Source organism: Streptomyces sp. NPDC003691 (assembly GCF_053981115.1).
In genome coordinates this window covers 1-20748 of record NZ_JBSFNQ010000039.1, presented here as the reverse complement: position 1 = coordinate 20748, position 20748 = coordinate 1, and the positions used below count along the sequence as shown (strand labels likewise).

Genomic DNA, 20748 nt, shown 5'->3' with positions numbered 1-20748 from the left:
TACCGCAGCCGCCATCCTCGGTAAGGGTTACCTAACTAAGCCCTACCTTAGCGGATCGGCAAGGGGCCGTGGCGGCAGCATGGACGTAGTACGCGCACTTTGATGAAGGAGACTGTCGTGTCGGCGAACAGCTTCGACGCCCGCAGCACGCTGCGCGTGGGCGACGAGTCGTACGAAATCTTCCGGCTGGACAAGGTCGAGGGCTCCGCGCGGCTGCCCTACAGCCTGAAGGTGCTGCTGGAGAACCTCCTCCGCACCGAGGACGGCGCGAACATCACCGCCGACCACATCCGGGCGCTCGGCAGCTGGGACTCCCAGGCCCAGCCGAGCCAGGAGATCCAGTTCACGCCGGCCCGCGTCATCATGCAGGACTTCACCGGTGTGCCCTGCGTCGTCGACCTCGCCACCATGCGCGAGGCCGTCAAGGAGCTGGGCGGCGACCCGGCGAAGATCAACCCGCTGGCGCCGGCCGAGCTGGTCATCGACCACTCCGTCATCGCCGACAAGTTCGGCACGCACGACGCGTTCGCGCAGAACGTCGAGCTGGAGTACGGCCGCAACCGCGAGCGCTACCAGTTCCTGCGCTGGGGCCAGACCGCCTTCGACGAGTTCAAGGTCGTCCCGCCGGGCACCGGCATCGTCCACCAGGTGAACATCGAGCACCTCGCCCGGACGGTCATGGTCCGCGGCGGCCAGGCCTACCCCGACACCCTCGTCGGCACCGACTCGCACACCACCATGGTCAACGGCCTCGGTGTGCTCGGCTGGGGCGTCGGCGGCATCGAGGCCGAGGCCGCGATGCTCGGCCAGCCGGTCTCCATGCTCATCCCGCGCGTCGTCGGCTTCAAGCTGACCGGTGAGCTGACCCCCGGCACCACCGCCACCGACCTGGTGCTCACCATCACCGAGATGCTCCGCAAGCACGGTGTCGTCGGCAAGTTCGTCGAGTTCTACGGCGAAGGCGTGGCCGCCACCTCGCTCGCCAACCGCGCCACCATCGGCAACATGTCGCCGGAGTTCGGCTCCACCGCCGCGATGTTCCCCATCGACGACGAGACCCTGAAGTACCTGCGCCTCACCGGCCGCTCCGACCAGCAGGTCGCGCTGGTCGAGTCGTACGCCAAGGAGCAGGGCCTCTGGCTGGACCCGGCCGCCGAGCCCGACTTCTCCGAGAAGCTGGAGCTGGACCTCGCCACGGTCGTCCCCTCCATCGCCGGCCCCAAGCGCCCGCAGGACCGCATCGTCCTCGCGAACGCCGCCCAGCAGTTCGCCCAGGACGTCCGGAACTACGTCGAGGACGACGAGGAGGCGGGCAAGGAGTCCTTCCCCGCGTCCGACGCCCCGGCCTCCACCAACGGCGTGCCGTCGCGCCCGACCCTGGTGACCGCCCCCGACGGGTCCACCTACGAGATCGACCACGGCGCCGTCACCGTCGCCGCGATCACCTCCTGCACCAACACCTCGAACCCGTACGTCATGGTCGCCGCCGCGCTGGTGGCCAAGAAGGCGGTCGAGAAGGGCCTCACCCGCAAGCCGTGGGTGAAGACCACCCTGGCCCCGGGCTCCAAGGTCGTCACCGACTACTTCGACAAGGCGGGGCTCACCCCCTACCTCGACAAGGTCGGCTTCAACCTCGTCGGCTACGGCTGCACCACCTGCATCGGCAACTCCGGCCCGCTGCCGGAGGAGGTCTCCAAGGCCGTCAACGAGCACGACCTGGCCGTGACCTCGGTCCTCTCCGGCAACCGCAACTTCGAGGGCCGGATCAACCCCGACGTCAAGATGAACTACCTGGCGTCCCCGCCGCTGGTCGTCGCCTACGCCATCGCCGGCTCCATGAAGGTCGACATCACCCGCGAGGCCCTGGGCACCGACCAGGACGGCAAGCCGGTCTACCTCCAGGACATCTGGCCGACCGAGGCCGAGGTCAACGACGTCGTCGCCAACGCCATCGGCGAGGACATGTTCAACAAGTCCTACCAGGACGTCTTCGCCGGTGACGCCCAGTGGCAGGCGCTGCCCATCCCCACGGGCAACACCTTCGAGTGGGACACCGAGTCCACCTACGTCCGCAAGCCCCCGTACTTCGAGGGCATGCAGACGGAGCCCTCGCCGGTCACCGACATCGCCGGTGCCCGGGTGCTCGCCAAGCTGGGCGACTCGGTCACCACCGACCACATCTCCCCGGCCGGTGCCATCAAGGCCGACACGCCCGCGGGCAAGTACCTCACGGAGCACGGCGTCGAGCGCCGCGACTTCAACTCCTACGGTTCCCGCCGCGGCAACCACGAGGTCATGATCCGCGGCACCTTCGCCAACATCCGGCTGCGCAACCAGATCGCGGCCGGCACCGAGGGCGGCTTCACCCGCGACTTCACCCAGGAGGGCGCGCCGGTCTCGTTCATCTACGACGCCTCGCGCAACTACATCGACCAGGGCATCCCGCTGGTCATCCTCTCGGGCAAGGAGTACGGCTCCGGCTCGTCCCGCGACTGGGCCGCCAAGGGCACCGCGCTGCTCGGCGTCAAGGCCGTCATCGCCGAGTCCTACGAGCGCATCCACCGCTCCAACCTGATCGGCATGGGCGTCCTGCCCCTCCAGTACCCGGAGGGCGGGTCCGCCGAGTCCCTCGGCCTCACCGGTGAGGAGACGTTCTCCTTCACCGGCGTCACCGAGCTGAACAACGGCACCACCCCGCGCACGGTCAAGGTCACCACCGACACCGGTGTGGAGTTCGACGCGGTCGTCCGCATCGACACCCCCGGCGAGGCCGACTACTACCGCAACGGCGGCATCATGCAGTACGTCCTGCGGAACCTGATCCGCGGCTGACGCGCCACCGGCACCACGAGGGCCGCACTCTCCGGGGACGAATCCCCGGGGGTGCGGCCCTCCGCCGTTCCGGGCCTTCCAGGGCCGTCCAGGGCACCCGTTCCGGGCCGTCCAGGGCCGTTCCGGGCCCGGCCCGGGACACGTCGGCCGGGCTTGAAGCGGAATGCGCCCGTAGCTGCCGCCGCCGGGGCCTGGAGCGGTGCGCCACGAACCGCTCCCCGATGGTGCCCCGCCCTCCACCCGGCCGGGAGCAGCCCCTTCCCGTACCTCCTCGCCCCGCCGTTCTGCCTGCTCGACGCGGGTGCCCTCAAGAATCTCGAACGTACGGCCCCGTTCACCCGCGCCGGGCCGATCAGGGGCAGGGAGAGCCCAAGGCCGACCGTCCGGCCCGCTCCGGCCGTGCGAAGGAGCAGAAGCGGAATGAGAGCTGCGGATGCTTTAGGTGGACGAACCGACGGCCGTGAGACCGAAAGGCCGGAACGGAAAAGCCGGGTCGCGCCGGTTCGGCACCCGTTGTTCCGGGTCGCCCGCGGAGCCTTTCCGGGGCCGGCTCCGAAGACCGTTTTCGATGCGGCCATCGGCTGAAACCGGGGCGGACCGGACGACGCTTTCCATGATCCCGGAGTTGAACTCACCAGGGAAGGGTCGATGAATTCCGGCCATTTCCTCTTCGGCCGGAGTTCGACCGGAATCCCCTTCACCCCGCACTGTCCATGTTTCGTCATTGGTCCAGACCGCAGCCGTGGGCGGGTTGCATTGCCCGGAATTCCGGCGGCGAATCCACCGTTGGCGCCGATGACCGCTTCTTTCCGTCCGCCCCGACTTCCACGGTATTGCTCCGGCCCGGCTGTCGCGCTTCCGGCGGGCGGGTGCCCGGCTCGAACGGGGGCGGCGAGTACGGCCGGCGGGACCCGACGGCGCCGCCGGGGGTCCCGGTACCGGCCGGGCGGGCGCCCTCTTTCCCGTACGTACCGCGATTCCGGGCGGTACGAGCCCGGTTGGCAACGTTGTCGGAGGGCGGTTCGGATCCCGGTGGACAGGGTGGTGACCTGCGGTGTCAAGGGTGCCGGCGGGGCCTCGGACGGCTATGGCGGGGTGGCGCACTTGGAATCGGCCATTCCGCGAAGAATGATCAGGTCACGCGTGCATCCGCATGTCATGGGTGCGTTGGGTGAGATATCCGAACGGTCTCAACTAGGGAAAGACTGACGGTCAACCTTGCTCTTGATCTTGCTCCCCCTGAGGGAAGTGGACTATACCTGTCGGCGTCCGAGCGACCGTCGACGACACCGCTCGGGCCAGGGGGAACAGGGCCCGTGGGCTGTCGTGTGCCGTAACGCGACCACTGTCGCCATGGTCTCCCGGAGAAAGGTGCACTACCCAAGCTTCACTGAGTTTCCCTGCGGGAAATCACAGCAATTCACCGCGGTGGCGGGGCCCTGCGCCGGGAGGCGAGACGGACGGGCAACTTGTTCACCGCCTGAGTCCTGATGAAGGCGAGGACTTGAGCATGGGATCCACCTCCGCCAACGACAACGGGGGCCTCGGCCGCCGCAAACTGATGAAGCGCTCCGCGGCGCTCGGCCTGATGACCGTCCCCACCATGAGCTTCCTGTCGGCCTGCGCCAGCGGTGACGGAGACAAGAACGAGGAGGTCAAGGGCGGTACCAAGTCCGCCAAGAACCCCCTCGGCGTCAACGAGACGGCGCAGCTCGACTTCGTCCTGTTCGACGGCGGCTTCGGGCAGCAGTACGCCAAGGACGCCGTCAAGATCTACGAGAAGAACTACCCCAAGGCCTCGGTGAAGTTCCACGCCACCCAGGCCATCCAGACCGAGCTCCAGCCGCGGTTCAACGGCGGCACCCCGCCGGACCTGATCGACAACTCCGGCAAAGAGCAGATGGACATGGGCGCCCTGGTCGGCCAGAACCAGCTCACCGACCTGACCACGCTGCTGGACGCCCCCTCCTACGACGACCCCAACAAGAAGGTCCGCGACACCCTGCGGCCGGGCATCGTCGAGATGGGCCAGTTCGAGGGCAACCAGGTCTGGATGCTCTACTACGCCTACACCGTGTACGGCGTCTGGTACTCGAAGAAGGTCCTCGACTCCCTCGAGGTCACCTACCCCGAGACCTGGGACCAGATGATCGCGGTCTGTAAGAAGGCCAAGGCCAAGGGCATCGCGGCCTGGACGTACGCGGGTGTCCACCCGTACTACATCCCCTTCACGCTCTTCCCGATGATCGCCAAGCGCGGCGGCCCCGATGTGCTCAAGGCCATCGACAACCTGGAGCCGAACGCCTGGAAGCACCCCGCGGTCAAGGACTGTTTCGAGGCCTACTACGAGCTGTTCAAGAGCGGGTACATTCTCAAGGGCACCTCGGGCATCGACCACATCCAGTCGCAGACCAAGTGGACGGCGGGCGAGGCGCTCTTCATCCCCAACGGCTCCTGGGTGGAGAACGAGGCGTCGAAGACCATGCCGAAGGACTTCGACCTCGCCGTCGCCGCGCCCACCGGCATCGACAGCAGCGACAAGATGCCGTTCGGCACCCTCTGGGCCTCCGGCGGAGAGCCGTTCATCGTCCCCTCCAAGGCGAAGAACAAGGCCGGCGGTATGGAGCAGCTCCGCATCATGCTCGGTGAGGCCTCCTCCAAGAGCTTCACCCAGTCCGTGAAGTCGCTCAGTGCCTTCAACGGCGGCACCACCGGTATCGACCTGACCCCGGGTATGAAGTCCGTCGTCGCCACCCTGGAGAAGGCCGGCACGAATGTCGTCAACCCGCGGATCGGCGACTGGTACACGGTCCTCCTGAAGGAGAAGATCGGTACGGCGGGCCTGGGCGAGATGATGGCGGGCCGCATCACCCCGGCCGAGGCCATCAAGCGCATCCAGGGCTTCGCCGACGAGACGGCGAAGGACTCCTCCATCAAGAAGTTCAAGCGCCAGTGAATCCGTCCGGGGCCCCGTCCGGCCGACCGGGAACGGGGCCCCGGCTCTCCACACGGCACCAGCGGTGCTCTCCGCGGGAAGATCGGGGTCGGTAGGAAATGCAGCACGGCAAGTACCGGTTCATCGTGGGGTTCCTGGTGGCACCCCTGGCGCTCTACGCGCTCTTCGTCATCTGGCCGTTCATCCAGGCCATCTTCTACTCGTTCACCAACTGGACGGGTCTGAGCCCCGAATTCGAGCTGATCGGCTTCGACAACTACACCAAGTTGCTCGAGGACGACATCTTCTGGAAGGCGCTCCAGCACAGCCTGGTCTTCGCGGTGGTGCTGCCGCTGGTGACGATCGGACTGGCGCTCTTCTTCGCCTTCATGATCAACGTCGGGGGCCGGAGGAGGAAGGGAGCCGCCGTCGCGGGCGTCCGCGGCTCGGGCTTCTACAAGATCGTCTACTTCTTCCCCCAGGTGCTGTCGATCGCGATCGTGGCGCTGCTCTTCAAGTTCGCGTACAACCCCTCGGACGGCGCGATCAACTCCGCGCTCAAGGGCGTCGGGCTCGGCCATATCCAGCCGGAGTGGCTCGGTGACCCCGATCTCGCGCTGATGTGCGTGATGGTCGTCCTGGTCTGGTCGACCGTCGGCTTCTTCGTGGTCCTCTTCTCCGCGGGCATGGCCTCCATCCCCAAGGACTTCTACGAGGCGGCGATGCTGGACGGCGCCAGCCGCTTCACCACCTTCTTCAAGATCACCCTGCCGCTGCTCTGGGACACGGTGCAGTCGGGGTGGATCTATATGGGCATCCTCGCGCTGGGCGCGGAGTCCTTCGCGGTGGTCCACATCATGACCGTGGGCCCGAGCGGCGGCGGCCCGGACTACTCGACCATCGTCCTGCCGCTGTACGTGTACCAGAAGGCGTTCGGCCCCGGCCAGGCCGCCTACGCGACGACCATCGGTGTCGCCCTGCTCCTCGTCACGCTGCTCTTCGCGGCCGTGGTGATGCGGCTGGGCCGGCGCGAGCGGCTGGAGTACTGAGATGAAGACGACCGACACCATTTCCGAGGGCGTGTCCGGCGACGGCCCCGAGGCGGCCGCGACCGCGCCCGCTCCCGAGCGGACCGGCTCCGGAGCCAAGCAGCCCAAGAGCGACGGCCAGGTCCTCAACGTCTTCTCGCACGGCATGCTGGTCCTCTGGGCGATCATGGTGGTGCTGCCGCTGCTCTGGGCGGTGATGAGCTCCTTCAAGACCGACCGGGCGATCTTCACCGAGCCGTGGTCGCTGCCCGACAAGCTGCACTTCGAGAACTGGTCGCGCGCCTGGACCGAGGCGCATATGAGCGACTACTTCCTCAACACCATCCTGGTGGTGGGCGGGTCGCTCGCGGGCACCCTGCTGCTGGGGTCGATGGCCGCCTATGTGCTGGCCCGCTTCGAGTTCCCGGGGAACCGCTTCATCTACTTCCTCTTCATCGGAGGAATGAGCTTCCCGGTCATCCTGGCGCTGGTGCCGCTCTTCTATGTGCTCCAGAACATGTCCATGCTGAACACCCTGCACGGACTGATCCTGGTCTACATCGCGTACTCGCTGCCCTTCACGGTGTTCTTCCTGACGTCCTTCTTCCGGACGCTGCCGACCTCGATCGCCGAAGCCGCGTTCATCGACGGCGCCTCGCACACCCGGACGTTCTTCCAGGTGATGCTGCCGATGGCGAAGCCCGGTCTGATCAGTGTGGGGATCTTCAACTTCCTCGGTCAGTGGAACCAGTACCTCCTGCCGACCGTGCTGAACACCGACCCCGACCGGAAGGTGCTCTCCCAGGGTCTGGTGCAGCTGGCCGTCAGCCAGGGGTACAAGGGCGACTTCTCCGGTCTCTTCGCCGGTCTGGTGATGGCGATGCTGCCGGTACTGGCCGCGTACATCATCTTCCAGCGCCAGGTGGTGGCCGGACTGACGGCGGGCGCGCTGAAGTAGCCGCCCGGCGGACCGCTGCCGCCGCCCCGCCGCTCGCGCCCCCGGCGCGCCGCACACGGACGCCCCCCGGCTGATGGCCCGCCGGGGGGCGTCGCCACGGTGCCTTGAGCTCTTGACGCGATCCGCCCGGAAGGGTCAGCTTGGACTTCACAAGTTGTACGCAAGAGCGGTAGGAGTGGTGAGTCCATGGAGACGCCGGGTTCGCAGACGTCCCTCCACCGGGCCAATCTGGAGCGGGTCGTCCGGGCGGTCCGGATGGCCGGATCGCTGACCCAGGCCGAGATCGCCCGGAGTACCGGACTCTCCGCGGCGACCGTCTCCAATATCGTCCGCGAGCTGAAGGAGGGCGGGACCGTCGAGGTCACGCCCACCTCGGCCGGCGGCAGACGGGCCCGGTCCATCTCCCTGAGCGGTGACGCGGGCATCGTGGTCGGGGTCGACTTCGGCCGCACCCATCTCCGGGTGGCGATCGCCAACCTCGCCCACCAGGTGCTCGCCGAGGACGCGGAACCGCTCGATGTCGCGTCCTCCGCCGCCGCCGGCTTCGACCGTGCCGAGCGGATGATCGCCCGGCTGACCGCGGCCACCGGTACGGACCCCGGCAAGGTGCTCGGCATCGGGCTGGGGGTGCCCGGCCCGATCGACGGGGAGTCCGGGGTGATCGGCGCCACCGCCATGCTGCCGGGCTGGGTCGGGTCCAACCCCGGCAAGGAGATGTCGGAGCGGCTCGGCGTCCCGGTCCAGGTGGACAACGACGCCAACCTGGGGGCGCTGGGGGAGCTGGTCTGGGGCGCCGCACGGGGTGTGGCGGACCTCGCCTACCTCAAGGTCGCGGGCGGTGTCGGGGCCGGTCTGGTGATGGGCGGGCGGATCTACCGCGGCCCCGGCGGCACGGCGGGCGAGATCGGCCATCTCACCCTGGACGAGTCGGGCGCGGTCTGCCGCTGCGGCAACCGCGGCTGTCTGGAGACCTTCGCCGCGGTGCCGTACGTACTGCCGCTGCTGACCCCCGTGCACGGGCCCGGCCTCACCATGGACCGGGTGGTCGCGCTGGCCCGGGAGGGCGACCCCGGCTGCCGCCGGGTGATCGCGGACACCGGCCGGCATCTGGCGGTCGGAGTGGGCGCGCTCTGCAATCTGCTCAACCCGCGGGTGATCGTGGCCGGCGGAGAGATCGCCGAGGCCGGTGAGCTGCTGCTGGCACCCCTGCGCGCCGCGCTGACCCGGTACACGATTCCCTCCGCCGCCCACCGGCTCACCGTGGTCAAGGGCGCGCTCGGGGCCCGGGCGGAAGTCCTGGGCGGGATCGCCCTGGTGCTCAGCGAGATGGGCGAACCGGCGCTCCCCGCCCGGAACACCCCGGTGGTGTGAATCGGCTTCACTGGAAGAATGCGCCTTCACTAAGAGAACGCATGGCACCGTTGTCATCTCGTTAAGAATTTACTCCTTGACGCTGTATCCGGGGCGGAGTTGACTGCCTGTCACCTCGGCCGCAACGACGCGGCCACGTCAGGGAGGTAGGCATGCACGCATATCTGCGCCGGGCCGCGGTCGCCGCCACCGCCGTCGCGACGGCGGTGGGAATCGCCGCCTGCGGCAGTGCCAAGGAGGCGGGGGGCCAGGACAAGAAGCCGGCGAAGTCCGCCGGGGGCGACGAGATCACCGTCGGCCTGCTGCTCCCGGAGAACCAGACCGCCCGCTACGAGAAGTTCGACAAGCCGCTGATCGAGAAACGGATCGGCGAGCTGACGAACGGCCGGGGCGAGGTCGTCTACGCCAACGCCAAACAGGACGCGAGCCTCCAGACCCAGCAGGTCGACACGATGATCACCAACAAGGTCGATGTCCTGGTGCTCGACGCGGTGGACTCCCGGGCGATCGCGGGCGCGGTGAAGAAGGCCGAGGCCGCCGGTATTCCGGTGGTGGCCTACGACCGGCTGGCCGAGGGCCCGATCGACGCCTACACCTCGTTCGACAACGAGGAGGTAGGCCGGGTCCAGGGCGAGGCGCTGCTCGCCGCCCTCGGCGACCGGGCCGGATCCGGGCAGATCGTGATGATGAACGGCTCCGTCACCGACCCCAACGCCGCCCTCTACAAGAAGGGCTCCCATGCCGTACTCGACGGCAAGGTGAAGATCGGCAGGGAGTTCGACACCAAGGAGTGGAAGCCGGAGAACGCCAACTCCAATATGGAGAGCGCGATCACCGCCCTGGGCAAGGAGAAGATCATCGGGGTCTACTCCGCCAACGACGGCATGGCCGGCGGCATCATCACCGCCCTGAAGGCCGCCGGTGTCAGCCCCCTCCCCCCGGTCACCGGACAGGACGCCGAACTCGCCGCCGTCCAGCGGATCGTCGCCGGCGAGCAGTACCAGAGCGTCTACAAGCCCTACGCCGGGGAGGCGAACGCCGCCGCGGAGATGGCCGTCGCCCTTGCCCGCGGCGAGAAGCTCGGCACCGTCGCCAAGGACTCCGTGGACAGCCCCACCACCAAGGGCGTCCCCGCCGTGCTCGTCGACGTCGTCTCCCTCACCAAGGCGAACATCAGGGACACCGTCCTCAAGGACGGCGTCTACACCCTCGACGAGATCTGCACGCCCAAGTACCGGGCCGCCTGCGACGCACTCGGGCTGCGGTAGCCCCGGACGCCGGGGCCGCCGTCCGGCCCCGGCCCGCCGCTGGTTCCCGTCCGCGCCCCGCCACCGCCGCCCTGCCCGGGCGAGCACGGACGTACCCCCGTTTCCGCCGGCCGGGCGGCGAAGGAGTTGGTCGATGTGTCCGCCACGCCCGTGCTGGCGTTGCGAGGGGTCTCGAAGCGCTTCGGCGCCGTCCAGGCGCTGACCGGGGTGGACCTGGAGGTCCGCGCCGGTGAGGTGGTCGCCCTGGTCGGCGACAACGGCGCCGGGAAGTCCACTCTCGTCAAGACGATCTCGGGGGTCCACCCCGGCCAGAGCCTGGACGGCGGAACCGTGGAGTGGGACGGCCGTCCCGTACGGATCACCGGACCGCACGACGCCCGGAAGCTGGGCATCGCCACCGTCTACCAGGACCTGGCGCTCTGCGACAATCTCGACGTCGTCGCCAACCTGTTCCTCGGCCGCGAGCTGCGCCGGGGAGGCGTTCTCGACGAGATCGAGATGGAGCGGCGTTCCCAGGGACTGCTCACCGATCTCGCCATCCGTATCCCCAGCGTCCGGATCCCGGTCGCCTCCCTCTCCGGGGGCCAGCGCCAGACCGTGGCGATCGCCCGCTCCCTGCTGGGCGAGCCCCGGCTGGTGATCCTCGACGAGCCGACCGCGGCGCTGGGCGTGGAACAGACGGCCCAGGTGCTGGACCTGGTGGAGAAGCTGCGCGAACGCGGTCTCGCGATCATCCTCGTCAGCCACAACATGGCCGATGTGAGGGCCGTCGCGGACCGGGTCGCGGTACTGCGGCTGGGCCGCAACAACGGGGTGTTCGAGGTCGGGAGCGTCTCCCAGGAGGACATCGTCGCGGCGATCACCGGCGCGACGGACAACGCGGTCACCCGGCGGGCGGCGCGCGGTGAGGAGCCCGTCCGATGAGTGCCGAGCAGACGACGCCGGCGGCGGAAACCCCCCGGAACAGCCCAGGGAACACCCCCGAGGACGCGCGCCCGAAGACCTCCCTGGCAAAGGACGTGCCGGGCCCCTCCCCGGCGGACCGGGCCACGGCCGGCGCCCCGGCTCCGGCGCCCGGCGCCGTACCCGCCGTCGACCCCCGGCTGCTCGTCCGCGAGCAGGGGTTCGCCGGATACGCCGCCGAGCTGGTCCGCCGGATGCGCTCCGGCGAACTCGGCTCCGTACCGGTCGTCGCCGGGCTGATCATCATCTGGACCACCTTCCAGTCACTGAATCCGGCGTTCCTGTCGGCGCAGAACATCTCCAACATCTCCGTCGACATCGCCGGCACCGGCCTGATCGCCGTCGGTGTGGTCTTCGTCCTGCTGCTGGGCGAGATCGACCTCTCCGTCGGCTCGGTCAGCGGCCTGGCGGGCGCCGTCTTCGGCGTCCTCGGCGTCACCCACGGCGTCCCCGAATGGCTCGCGCTGCTCCTCGCCGTCCTGACGGGCACCGCGGCCGGACTGGTCCACGGCTTCTTCTTCGCCAGGATCGGGGTCCCCGCGTTCGTGGTGACGATGGCCGGACTGCTGGCGTGGAACGGTCTGATGCTCCAGATCCTCGGCGCCAACGGCACCATCAACCTCGACGACTCGGGCCTGGTGGCCAAGCTCACCACCCACTACTTCACGGATGTCGCCGCCGCCTACGGACTGGCGGCCGCGGCCGTCGCCGGATACTTCCTCACCGCGTTCCTCGGGGCCCGCCGCCGGGCGGCCGCCGGGGTGCCGTCCCGCCCGCTCGGCGAGCTGCTCCTCCGTACGGCGCTGCTCGCGGCCCTCTGCTTCCCGGTGGCGTATCTGCTCAACCAGTACAAGGGGCTGCCGCTCGCCCTGGTGATCTTCCTGGCGGTGGTGGCCGGTACCGACCTGCTCCTGCGGCGGACCGCCTTCGGCCGCCGGGTCTTCGCCCTCGGCGGCAGCATCGAGGCATCCCGGCGGGCCGGGATCGATGTGGCGGCCGTCCGGACGGCGGTCTTCGCCATCGCCGGGACCCTGGCCGCCATGGGCGGACTGATGCTCGCCTCGAAGATCAACGCGGCCAACCAGGGCGCCGGCTCCGGTGATCTGCTGATGAGCTCCATCGCGGCCGCGGTGATCGGCGGTACCAGCCTGTTCGGCGGGCGCGGGCGGACCTGGTCGGCCCTGCTGGGCGTGCTGGTGATCGTCTCCATCCAGAAGGGGCTCCAGCTGGAGAGCATCGCCGAGCCGGTGAAGTACATGATCACCGGCGGGGTGCTGCTGGCCGCCGTGGTGATCGACTCGGTCTCGCGCCGTACGCAGAAGGCCGCCGGCCGGGCCTGACACCGCCGGGTGCGCCGCCGTACGGGGCCGTACCCGGTACGCGCCCCGGCACACCCGGCGGCCCTCGGAGGGCCTTCCGGCCGACCCGGTTCCACCGCCCGTTACCGTGAGACGTGAGTCACATCATAGAGTGAACGGCCGGGTGGTACCCGTTCACTCGTGGGGGCGTTCAGTTGTTCGCGAGGTGACAGCCCGCCCCTTCGGTCGCGCCGCGGAGTCCAAACACTAGACTCGGTCAGATCACCACGTACGACGGCGACGACTCGACCAGCTAAACGCCCAGCTCAACACGCAAGGAGGCACGGGTGACGCTGCTTACCCGTATCAGGGGACCGCGCGATCTGGACACGCTCAGCCCGGAGCAGCTCGTCAAGCTGGCCGCGGAGATCCGGACCTTCCTCGTGGACGCGGTCTCCAAGACCGGCGGCCATCTGGGACCCAATCTGGGTGTGGTCGAGCTGACCATCGCCCTGCACCGGGTCTTCGACTCCCCGAACGACCGGATCCTGTGGGACACCGGACACCAGAGCTATGTGCACAAGCTGCTCACCGGCCGCCAGGACTTCTCCCGGCTGAAGATGAAGGGCGGCCTCTCCGGCTACCCCTCGCAGGCCGAGTCCGACCACGACGTCATCGAGAACTCGCACGCCTCCACCGTCCTCGGCTGGGCCGACGGCATCGCCAAGGCCAACGAGGTGCTCGGCAAGGACGACCATGTGGTCGCCGTCATCGGCGACGGCGCCCTCACCGGCGGAATGGCCTGGGAGGCGCTGAACAACATCGCCGCCGCCAAGGACCGCCCCTTGGTGATCGTGGTCAACGACAACGAGCGCTCCTACGCGCCCACCATCGGCGGCCTCGCCAACCATCTGGCGACCCTCCGCACCACCGACGGCTACGAGCGCTTCCTCGCCCGCGGCAAGGACCTCCTCGGCCGTACCCCGGTCGTCGGCAAGCCGCTCTACGAGACGCTGCACGGCGCCAAGAAGGGCCTCAAGGACTTCATCGCCCCCCAGGGCATGTTCGAGGACCTCGGCCTGAAGTACGTCGGCCCCATCGACGGCCACGACCTGGAGGCCCTGGAGTCCGCGCTGGCCCGCGCCAAGCGCTTCAACGGCCCGGTGATCATCCACTGCCTCACCGAGAAGGGCCGCGGCTACCAGCCCGCCCTCCAGGACGAGGCGGACCGCTTCCACGCCGTCGGCAAGATCCACCCCGACACCGGGCTCCCGATCGCCTCCTCCGGCCTGGACTGGACGTCCGTCTTCGGCGAGGAGATGGTCAAGCTCGGCGAGGAGCGGCCCGATGTGGTCGCCATCACCGCCGCCATGCTCCAGCCGGTCGGCCTGGACAAGTTCGCCAAGGCGTTCCCCGACCGGGTGTACGACGTCGGCATCGCCGAACAGCACGGCGCGGCCTCCGCCGCCGGTCTGGCCACCGGCGGGGTCCACCCCGTCTTCGCGGTCTATGCCACCTTCCTCAACCGCGCCTTCGACCAGGTCCTGATGGACGTCGCCCTGCACCGCTGCGGCGTCACCTTCGTCCTGGACCGCGCGGGTATCACCGGCACCGACGGCGCCTCCCACAACGGCATGTGGGACATGTCCATCCTCCAGGTCGTCCCCGGGCTGCGGATCGCCGCGCCCCGCGACGCCGACCAGGTCCGCGCCCAGCTGCGGGAGGCCGTCAGCGTCGACGACGCGCCCACCGTCGTCCGCTTCTCCAAGGGCGCGGTCGGCCCGGCGGTCAAGGCCGTCGGCCGGATCGGCGGCATGGACGTGCTGCGCGAGCCCGGTACCGACACCCCGGACGTCCTCCTGGTCTCCGTCGGCGCCCTCGCCCCGATGTGCCTGGAGATCGCCGGCCTCCTCGACCAGCAGGGCATCTCCACCACCGTCGTCGACCCGCGCTGGGTCAAGCCGGTCGACGAGGCCCTCGTCCCGCTCGCCGACCGCCACCGGGTCGTCGTCACCGTCGAGGACGGCATCCGCACCGGAGGCGTCGGTGCCGCCGTCGCCCAGGCGCTGCGCGACGCCAACGTCGACGTACCGCTGCGCGACTTCGGTATCCCGCCGCGCTTCCTGGACCACGCGTCCCGCGCCGAACTGCTCACCGAGATCGGACTGACCGCGCCCGATATCGCGCGCCAGGTCACCGGGCTGGTCTCCCGGCTCGACGGCCGGTTCGACGACAGCGAGACGGCCGAAACCGCGGAGCCCGTCCGCGACTGACGCCCGCGGCACCGGCAGGACCACCCCTGACGGGTGGTCCTGCCGGGCCCATTCGCGTGAAACCCACCCGTACGGACCCTTGAGGACCACCACTCGTCCCGATCATGTCGGGACGACACTTGTGGAGGTCCGCGGTGAGCACAGAGACCGGTCCCGCGCCCAGGGCGGGCGCGTTCCGTACGAAGTCCGTCGAGCAGTCCATCCGGGACACCGAGGAGCCCGAGCACGCGCTCAAGAAGTCCCTCTCCGCGCTCGACCTCACGGTCTTCGGCGTCGGGGTCATCATCGGCACCGGCATCTTCGTACTGACCGGGGCCGTCGCCAAGGAGAACGCGGGCCCCGCCACCTCACTCGCCTTCGTCGTCGCCGGGGTCGTCTGCGCGCTCGCCGCCCTCTGCTACGCCGAGTTCGCCTCCACCGTGCCCGTGGCCGGTTCCGCCTACACCTTCGCCTACGCCTCCCTCGGCGAGCTGCCCGCCTGGATCATCGGCTGGGACCTCGTCCTCGAATTCGCCCTCGGTACGGCGGTGGTCGCGGTCGGCTGGTCCGGATATCTGCGCTCCCTGATGGAGAACGTCGGCTGGCACCTCCCCGACGCCCTGGCGGGCACCAATCACATCACCGGCTTCGGCTTCGACCTGCTGGCCTTTCTGCTGGTCCTGGCGCTGACCGCGGTACTCGTCGTCGGTATGAAGCTCTCCGCCCGGGTCACCAGCCTGATCGTGGCGATCAAAGTCGCCGTCGTACTGATCGTGATCATCGCCGGTTCGTTCTTCATCGAGGTCGCCAACTGGGACCCCTTCATTCCGCCGGCCGAACCGCAGACCGGCGCCTCCGGGCTCCAGGAACCCCTGGTGCAGCTGCTCTTCGGCTACGCCCCCACCAACTTCGGCGTCCTCGGCATCTTCACCGCCGCCTCCGTCGTCTTCTTCGCCTTCATCGGCTTCGACGTGGTCGCCACCGCCGCCGAGGAGACCCGGCTGCCGCAGCGCGACATGCCCCGGGGCATCATCGGCTCCCTGTTCATCTGCACCGTGCTCTACGTCGCCGTCTCCATCGTCGTCACCGGTATGCAGCACTACACCGAACTCTCCGTCGACGCCCCGCTCGCCGACGCCTTCAAATCCACCGGCCACCCCTGGTACGCGGGCGTCATCAGCTTCGGCGCCGTCATCGGACTGATGTCGGTCTGTCTGATCCTGCTGCTCGGCCAGACCCGGGTGTTCTTCGCCATGAGCCGGGACGGACTGCTGCCGCGGTTCTTCTCCGTCACCCACCCCACCTTCCGCACCCCGTACCGCGCCACGATCCTGCTCGGGGTCGTCATCGCCGTCGTGGCCGGTTTCACCAATATCGAGGAACTGGCCGTGCTGGTGAACATCGGCACCCTGTTCGCGTTCGTCGTGGTCGCCCTCGGCGTCCTCATCCTCCGCCGGACCCACCCCGAACTGCCGCGTGCCTTCCGTACCCCGCTGGTGCCCTGGCTGCCGATCGCCTCGGTCGCCGCGTCCGTCTGGCTGATGCTCAACCTGCCCGCCGAGACCTGGCTGCGGTTCGGGCTCTGGATGGTGCTCGGCGTGGTCGTCTACTACGCCTACGGGCGCAAGCACAGCCGTCTCGGCAAGGCGGCGGCGGGCGAACGCCCGAAGGCGTAGCCCCCGCCGGGCGAGCCGGCCCGAACGGCAACGGGCTGCCCTACGGGCCGTAGACCGCCCGGGGGCCGATGGTCCGGCCGCCCGCCGCAGCCACCCGCTCCCGCAGACCCCGGTCGGCCGTGACCACCACACACGGCCGCACCCCGGCCGCTCCGGTGACCAGCTCGGCGATCCGGTCGTCACCGCTGCCGGGCGCCTCGTCCACCCGGACACCCGGAACCGGCTCCGTGCCCCGGGCCGCCCCCTCCACCACCAGCACGATCTCCAGCGGCCCCGGCACCCCCGCTACCCCGGCGTCCGCGTACGCCGTCAGCCGGTCCCGCAGCCGTCCGGCCGCGGCCCGGCGGTCGCGCCACCAGCCGTCGGGCACCGAGCCGACGACATTGGCGCCGTCGACGATCAGCAGAGTCACCATCACAGTCCCGTCGGGCAGCGGAAAGGGGCCGTACGGAACGGATCCGTACGGCCCCCTTCGTACACCACGCTACGCGGGGACGCTCGCCGTGCCCGGCGCCAGGAACGGCTTTCCGTTGACCCGCTCCGAGACGCCCTCACGGTCCAGATACGGGGTGATGCCGCCCAGATGGAACGGCCAGCCCGCACCGGTGATCAGACAGAGGTCGATGTCCTGCGCCTCGGCCACGACGCCCTCGTCGAGCATCAGCCCGATCTCCTGCGCCACCGCCTCCAGCACCCGGGCCCGGACCTGCTCCTCGGTGAGGACCGTATCGCCCTGCTCCAGCAGCGCCGCGACCTCCGGGTCCAGCTCCGGCTTCCCGGAGTCGTAGACGTAGAAGCCCCGCTTGCCCGCCGCGACCACCGCGGCCAGATTGGGGGAGACCGTGAAACGGTCCGGGAAGGCACGGTTGAGGGTCTCGGAGACATGGAGGCCGATCGCCGGGCCCACCAGCTCCAGCAGCACCAGCGGCGACATCGGCAGGCCCAGCGGCTCCACCGCCTTCTCCGCCGTCGCCACCGGGGTGCCCTCGTCGATCACATTCTGGATCTCGCCCATGAAGCGGGTCAGGATCCGGTTCACGACGAACGCCGGGGCGTCCTTGACCAGCACGGCCGTCTTCTTCAGCTGCTTCGCCACGGCGAACGCGGTGGCCAGCGAGGCATCGTCCGTCCGCTCCCCGCGGACGATCTCCAGCAGCGGCAGGATCGCCACCGGGTTGAAGAAGTGGAAGCCCACCACCCGCTCCGGGTGCTTGAGCTGCGACGCCATCTCGGAGACCGAGAGGGAGGAGGTGTTGGTCGCCAGGATCGCGTGCGCCGGGGCGACGGCCTCGACCTCCGCGAACACCTGCTGCTTGACGCCCATCTCCTCGAAGACGGCCTCGATCACGAAGTCGGCGTCGGCGAAGCCCTCCGCCTTGTCCAGGACACCCGTCACCAGGGCCTTGAGCCGGTTCGCCTTGTCCTGGTTGATCCGGCCCTTGCCGAGCAGCTTGTCGATCTCGGCCCGGACATAGCCCACGCCCTTGTCGATCCGCTCCTGGTCGATATCGGTCAGCACGACCGGCACTTCGAGGCGGCGCAGGAAGAGCAGCGCGAGCTGGGAGGCCATCAGACCGGCACCGACCACACCGACCTTGGTGACCGGACGGGCCAGACCGCGGTCCGGGGCGCCCACGGGACGCTTGGCACGCTTCTGCACCAGGTTGAAGGCGTAGATGCCGCTGCGCAGCTCACCGCCCATGATCAGATCGGCCAGCGCCCGGTCCTCGGCGTCGAAACCGGCCTGGCGGTCGCCGTCCTTCGCGGCCGCGAGGATGTCCAGGGCGCGGTAGGCGGCCGGGGCCGCGCCGTGCACCTTGGCGTCGGCGATCGCCCGGCCCCGGCCCACTGCCGCGTCCCAGGCTTCGCCGCGTTCCACCTCGGCGCGCTCCACCACGGTCTCGCCGCTGAGGACCCGGGCGGTCCAGAGCAGCGACTGCTCCAGGAAGTCCGCGCCGTCGAAGATCGCGTCCGCGATCCCCAGCTCGAACACCTGGCCGCCCTTGAGCTGGCGGTTCTGGTTGAGGGAGTTCTCGATGATCACGGTGACCGCGCGGTCGGCGCCGATCAGGTTCGGCAGCAGCGTGCAGCCGCCCCAGCCGGGCACCAGGCCGAGGAAGACCTCGGGCAGCGAGAACGCCGGGATCGCCCGGGAGACCGTGCGGTACGTGCAGTGCAGCCCGACCTCGACGCCGCCGCCCATCGCCGCGCCGTTGTAGTACGCGAAGGTCGGCACCGCGAGCCCGGCCAGCCGCTTGAAGACGTCGTGGCCGCCCTTGCCGATGGCCAGCGCGTCCTCGTGACGGCCCAGCAGCTCGACACCCTTGAGGTCGGCGCCCACCGCGAAGATGAACGGCTTGCCGGTGAGGCCGGCGCCGACGATCTCACCGTCCGCGGCCTCCCGCTCGACCTGGTCGATCGCGGCGTCCAGATTCGCCAGCGACTGGGGGCCGAAGGTGGTCGGCTTGGTGTGGTCCAGGCCGTTGTCCAGCGTGATCAGCGCGAACCGCCCGGCACCGGGCAGCTCCAGATGGCGTACGTGCGCGCTGGTGACGACCTCGTCCGGAAACAGCTCGGCCGCACCCTTCAGCAGTTCGGCAGTGGTGCTCACTTGTCCCCCTCGAAGTGCGGGTTCTCCCAGACGACGGTCGCGCCCATGCCGAAGCCGACGCACATGGTGGTGAGGCCGTAGCGGACCTCGGGCTGCTCCTCGAACTGCCGGGCCAGCTGGGTCATCAGCCGGATACCGGAGGAGGCCAGCGGGTGGCCGAAGGCGATCGCGCCGCCGTACTGGTTGACCCGCGGGTCGTCGTCGGCGATGCCGTAGTGCTCCAGGAAGGCCAGCACTTGGACGGCGAACGCCTCGTTGATCTCGAACAGGCCGATGTCGCCGATCTCCAGGCCCGCCTGGGCCAGCGCCTTCTCGGTGGCCGGGATCGGTCCGTACCCCATCACCTCGGGCTCCACCCCGGCGAAGGAGTACGACACCAGCCGCATCTTCACCGGCAGGCCGTTCGCACGCGCGAACTCCTCCGAGGCGATCACCGCGGCGGTGGCGCCGTCGTTGAGCCCGGCGGCGTTACCGGCCGTCACCCGGCCGTGCGTACGGAACGGGGTCTTCAGCCCGGCCAGGTTCTCCAGCGTGGTGCCCGGGCGCATCGGCTCGTCCTGGGTGGCCAGGCCCCAGCCGGTCTCGCCGCCCTCGGGCGTGGTCCGGCGGATCGCGATCGGCACCAGATCCTGCTGGATCTTCCCGTTCGCATACGCCTTGGCCGCCTTCTCCTGGGAGCGTACGGCGTACTCGTCGGCGCGCTGCTTGGTGATCGAGGGGTAGCGGTCGTGCAGGTTCTCCGCGGTCATGCCCATGAAGAGGGCGGACTCGTCGACCAGCTTCTCCGAGACGAACCGGGGGTTCGGGTCCACGCCCTCGCCCATCGGGTGGCGGCCCATGTGCTCCACACCGGCCGCGATCACGGCGTCGTAGGCGCCGAAGGCGATCGACCCGGCGGTCGTCGTCACGGAGGTCAGCGCGCCCGCGCACATCCGGTCCACCGAGTAGCCCGGCACGGACTCCGGCAGCCCGGCGAGGATCCCGGCGGTCCGGCCGATGGTCAGCCCCTGGTCGCCGATCTGCGTGGTCGCCGCGACGGCGACCTCGTCGATCTTCGCCGGGTCGAGAGCCGGGTTGCGGCGCAGCAGCTCCCGGATCGCCTTCACGACGAGATCGTCGGCGCGGGTCTCGTGATAGATGCCCTTGGGGCCCGCCTTGCCGAACGGGGTGCGGACGCCGTCGACGAAGACGACGTCCCTGAGGGTGCGAGGCACGATGGCTCTCCTCCAGGGTGTGCGTGATGGCACTGCTGCGGTGCGCTCTAAGCGCGCGCTTCTGCCACCCTACTAACGAGTAACCCCGGTGCCCACCCCTTGCTCTGCGAGCGGCGTCACATATCCGGGTTTCCCGGGGCCGGGGCGCCTCCCGCTGAGGTTGCTTGCCCCCGGGGCCCGGGGGTGTGCCTTGCCCGCGGGGTGCGGGTTGCTTCTGCGCCTCAGACGCCGGCGGGGCTGAAAAGCTTTGTGACCGTTGCTACGTGGGGTCGTGACCCGCCTTGTCTGGGTTCGGGTGGGTCGTGGGCCTCCGGGCTCACCTCCTCGCCGACGGCGATGCAC

The 20748-nt window shown here is 69.5% G+C and carries 13 protein-coding genes; 10 read left to right on the top strand and 3 right to left on the bottom strand.

Annotated features, from left to right (window positions below):
* Nucleotides 1-117: 117 nt before the first annotated feature.
* The 10 genes from acnA to ACWDR0_RS19380 all read left to right on the top strand — a co-directional run bounded on the left by acnA (nucleotide 118) and on the right by ACWDR0_RS19380 (nucleotide 16581).
* The gene (acnA, locus tag ACWDR0_RS19425; protein WP_456352974.1) at nucleotides 118-2832 is read left to right on the top strand and encodes an aconitate hydratase AcnA; all 2715 of its coding nucleotides are present in this window, start codon (nucleotides 118-120) and stop codon (nucleotides 2830-2832) included.
* Nucleotides 2833-4342: 1510 nt separating this feature from the next.
* Entirely contained in the window at nucleotides 4343-5788 is a 1446-nt protein-coding gene (gene ngcE, locus ACWDR0_RS19420) for an N-acetylglucosamine/diacetylchitobiose ABC transporter substrate-binding protein (protein ID WP_456352931.1), read from the top strand.
* 98 nt (nucleotides 5789-5886) lie between these two features.
* Nucleotides 5887-6816, top strand: coding sequence for a carbohydrate ABC transporter permease (locus ACWDR0_RS19415; RefSeq protein ID WP_456352930.1), 930 nt, complete (start codon nucleotides 5887-5889; stop codon nucleotides 6814-6816).
* Nucleotide 6817: 1 nt separating this feature from the next.
* Nucleotides 6818-7753, top strand: a complete 936-nt coding sequence (locus tag ACWDR0_RS19410; protein ID WP_456352929.1) for a carbohydrate ABC transporter permease — start codon at nucleotides 6818-6820, stop codon at nucleotides 7751-7753.
* 186 nt (nucleotides 7754-7939) lie between these two features.
* The gene (locus tag ACWDR0_RS19405) at nucleotides 7940-9124 is read left to right on the top strand and encodes an ROK family transcriptional regulator (protein WP_456352928.1); all 1185 of its coding nucleotides are present in this window, start codon (nucleotides 7940-7942) and stop codon (nucleotides 9122-9124) included.
* 152 nt (nucleotides 9125-9276) lie between these two features.
* Nucleotides 9277-10392 (top strand): substrate-binding domain-containing protein, encoded by a 1116-nt coding sequence (locus tag ACWDR0_RS19400; RefSeq protein WP_456352927.1) that lies wholly within the window; start codon nucleotides 9277-9279, stop codon nucleotides 10390-10392.
* 126 nt (nucleotides 10393-10518) lie between these two features.
* A complete protein-coding gene (locus ACWDR0_RS19395; protein WP_456352926.1) occupies nucleotides 10519-11316 on the top strand; it encodes an ATP-binding cassette domain-containing protein in 798 nt (265 codons plus the stop codon).
* Nucleotides 11313-12695 (top strand): sugar ABC transporter permease, encoded by a 1383-nt coding sequence (locus tag ACWDR0_RS19390; RefSeq protein WP_456352925.1) that lies wholly within the window; start codon nucleotides 11313-11315, stop codon nucleotides 12693-12695. Before ACWDR0_RS19395 ends, ACWDR0_RS19390 begins: the two co-directional genes overlap by 4 nt.
* Nucleotides 12696-13000: 305 nt before the next feature.
* A complete protein-coding gene (gene dxs, locus ACWDR0_RS19385) occupies nucleotides 13001-14926 on the top strand; it encodes a 1-deoxy-D-xylulose-5-phosphate synthase (protein ID WP_456352924.1) in 1926 nt (641 codons plus the stop codon).
* Nucleotides 14927-15060: 134 nt separating this feature from the next.
* Nucleotides 15061-16581: an amino acid permease gene (locus ACWDR0_RS19380; protein ID WP_456352923.1), complete on the top strand. Its 1521-nt coding sequence runs from the start codon at nucleotides 15061-15063 to the stop codon at nucleotides 16579-16581.
* 40 nt (nucleotides 16582-16621) lie between these two features.
* Here ACWDR0_RS19380 and ACWDR0_RS19375 read toward each other — a convergent pair whose 3' ends face one another.
* From ACWDR0_RS19375 to ACWDR0_RS19365, 3 genes are all read right to left on the bottom strand, one after another.
* A complete protein-coding gene (locus ACWDR0_RS19375) occupies nucleotides 16622-16996 on the bottom strand; it encodes an NTP pyrophosphohydrolase (protein WP_456352922.1) in 375 nt (124 codons plus the stop codon).
* 69 nt (nucleotides 16997-17065) lie between these two features.
* Nucleotides 17066-19192, bottom strand: coding sequence for a 3-hydroxyacyl-CoA dehydrogenase NAD-binding domain-containing protein (locus ACWDR0_RS19370; RefSeq protein ID WP_456352921.1), 2127 nt, complete (start codon nucleotides 19190-19192; stop codon nucleotides 17066-17068).
* Nucleotides 19189-20406, bottom strand: a complete 1218-nt coding sequence (locus ACWDR0_RS19365; RefSeq protein WP_456352920.1) for a thiolase family protein — start codon at nucleotides 20404-20406, stop codon at nucleotides 19189-19191. Before ACWDR0_RS19365 ends, ACWDR0_RS19370 begins: the two co-directional genes overlap by 4 nt.
* Nucleotides 20407-20748 lie beyond the last annotated feature (342 nt).

Coding starts and splice junctions, on each gene's coding strand:
- ngcE (WP_456352931.1), top strand. CDS start 4,343: ATGGGATCCACCTCCGCCAACGACAACGGGGGCCTCGGCCGCCGCAAA.
- ACWDR0_RS19415 (WP_456352930.1), top strand. CDS start 5,887: ATGCAGCACGGCAAGTACCGGTTCATCGTGGGGTTCCTGGTGGCACCC.
- ACWDR0_RS19410 (WP_456352929.1), top strand. CDS start 6,818: ATGAAGACGACCGACACCATTTCCGAGGGCGTGTCCGGCGACGGCCCC.
- ACWDR0_RS19405 (WP_456352928.1), top strand. CDS start 7,940: ATGGAGACGCCGGGTTCGCAGACGTCCCTCCACCGGGCCAATCTGGAG.
- ACWDR0_RS19400 (WP_456352927.1), top strand. CDS start 9,277: ATGCACGCATATCTGCGCCGGGCCGCGGTCGCCGCCACCGCCGTCGCG.
- ACWDR0_RS19390 (WP_456352925.1), top strand. CDS start 11,313: ATGAGTGCCGAGCAGACGACGCCGGCGGCGGAAACCCCCCGGAACAGC.
- ACWDR0_RS19375 (WP_456352922.1), bottom strand. CDS start 16,996: ATGGTGACTCTGCTGATCGTCGACGGCGCCAATGTCGTCGGCTCGGTG.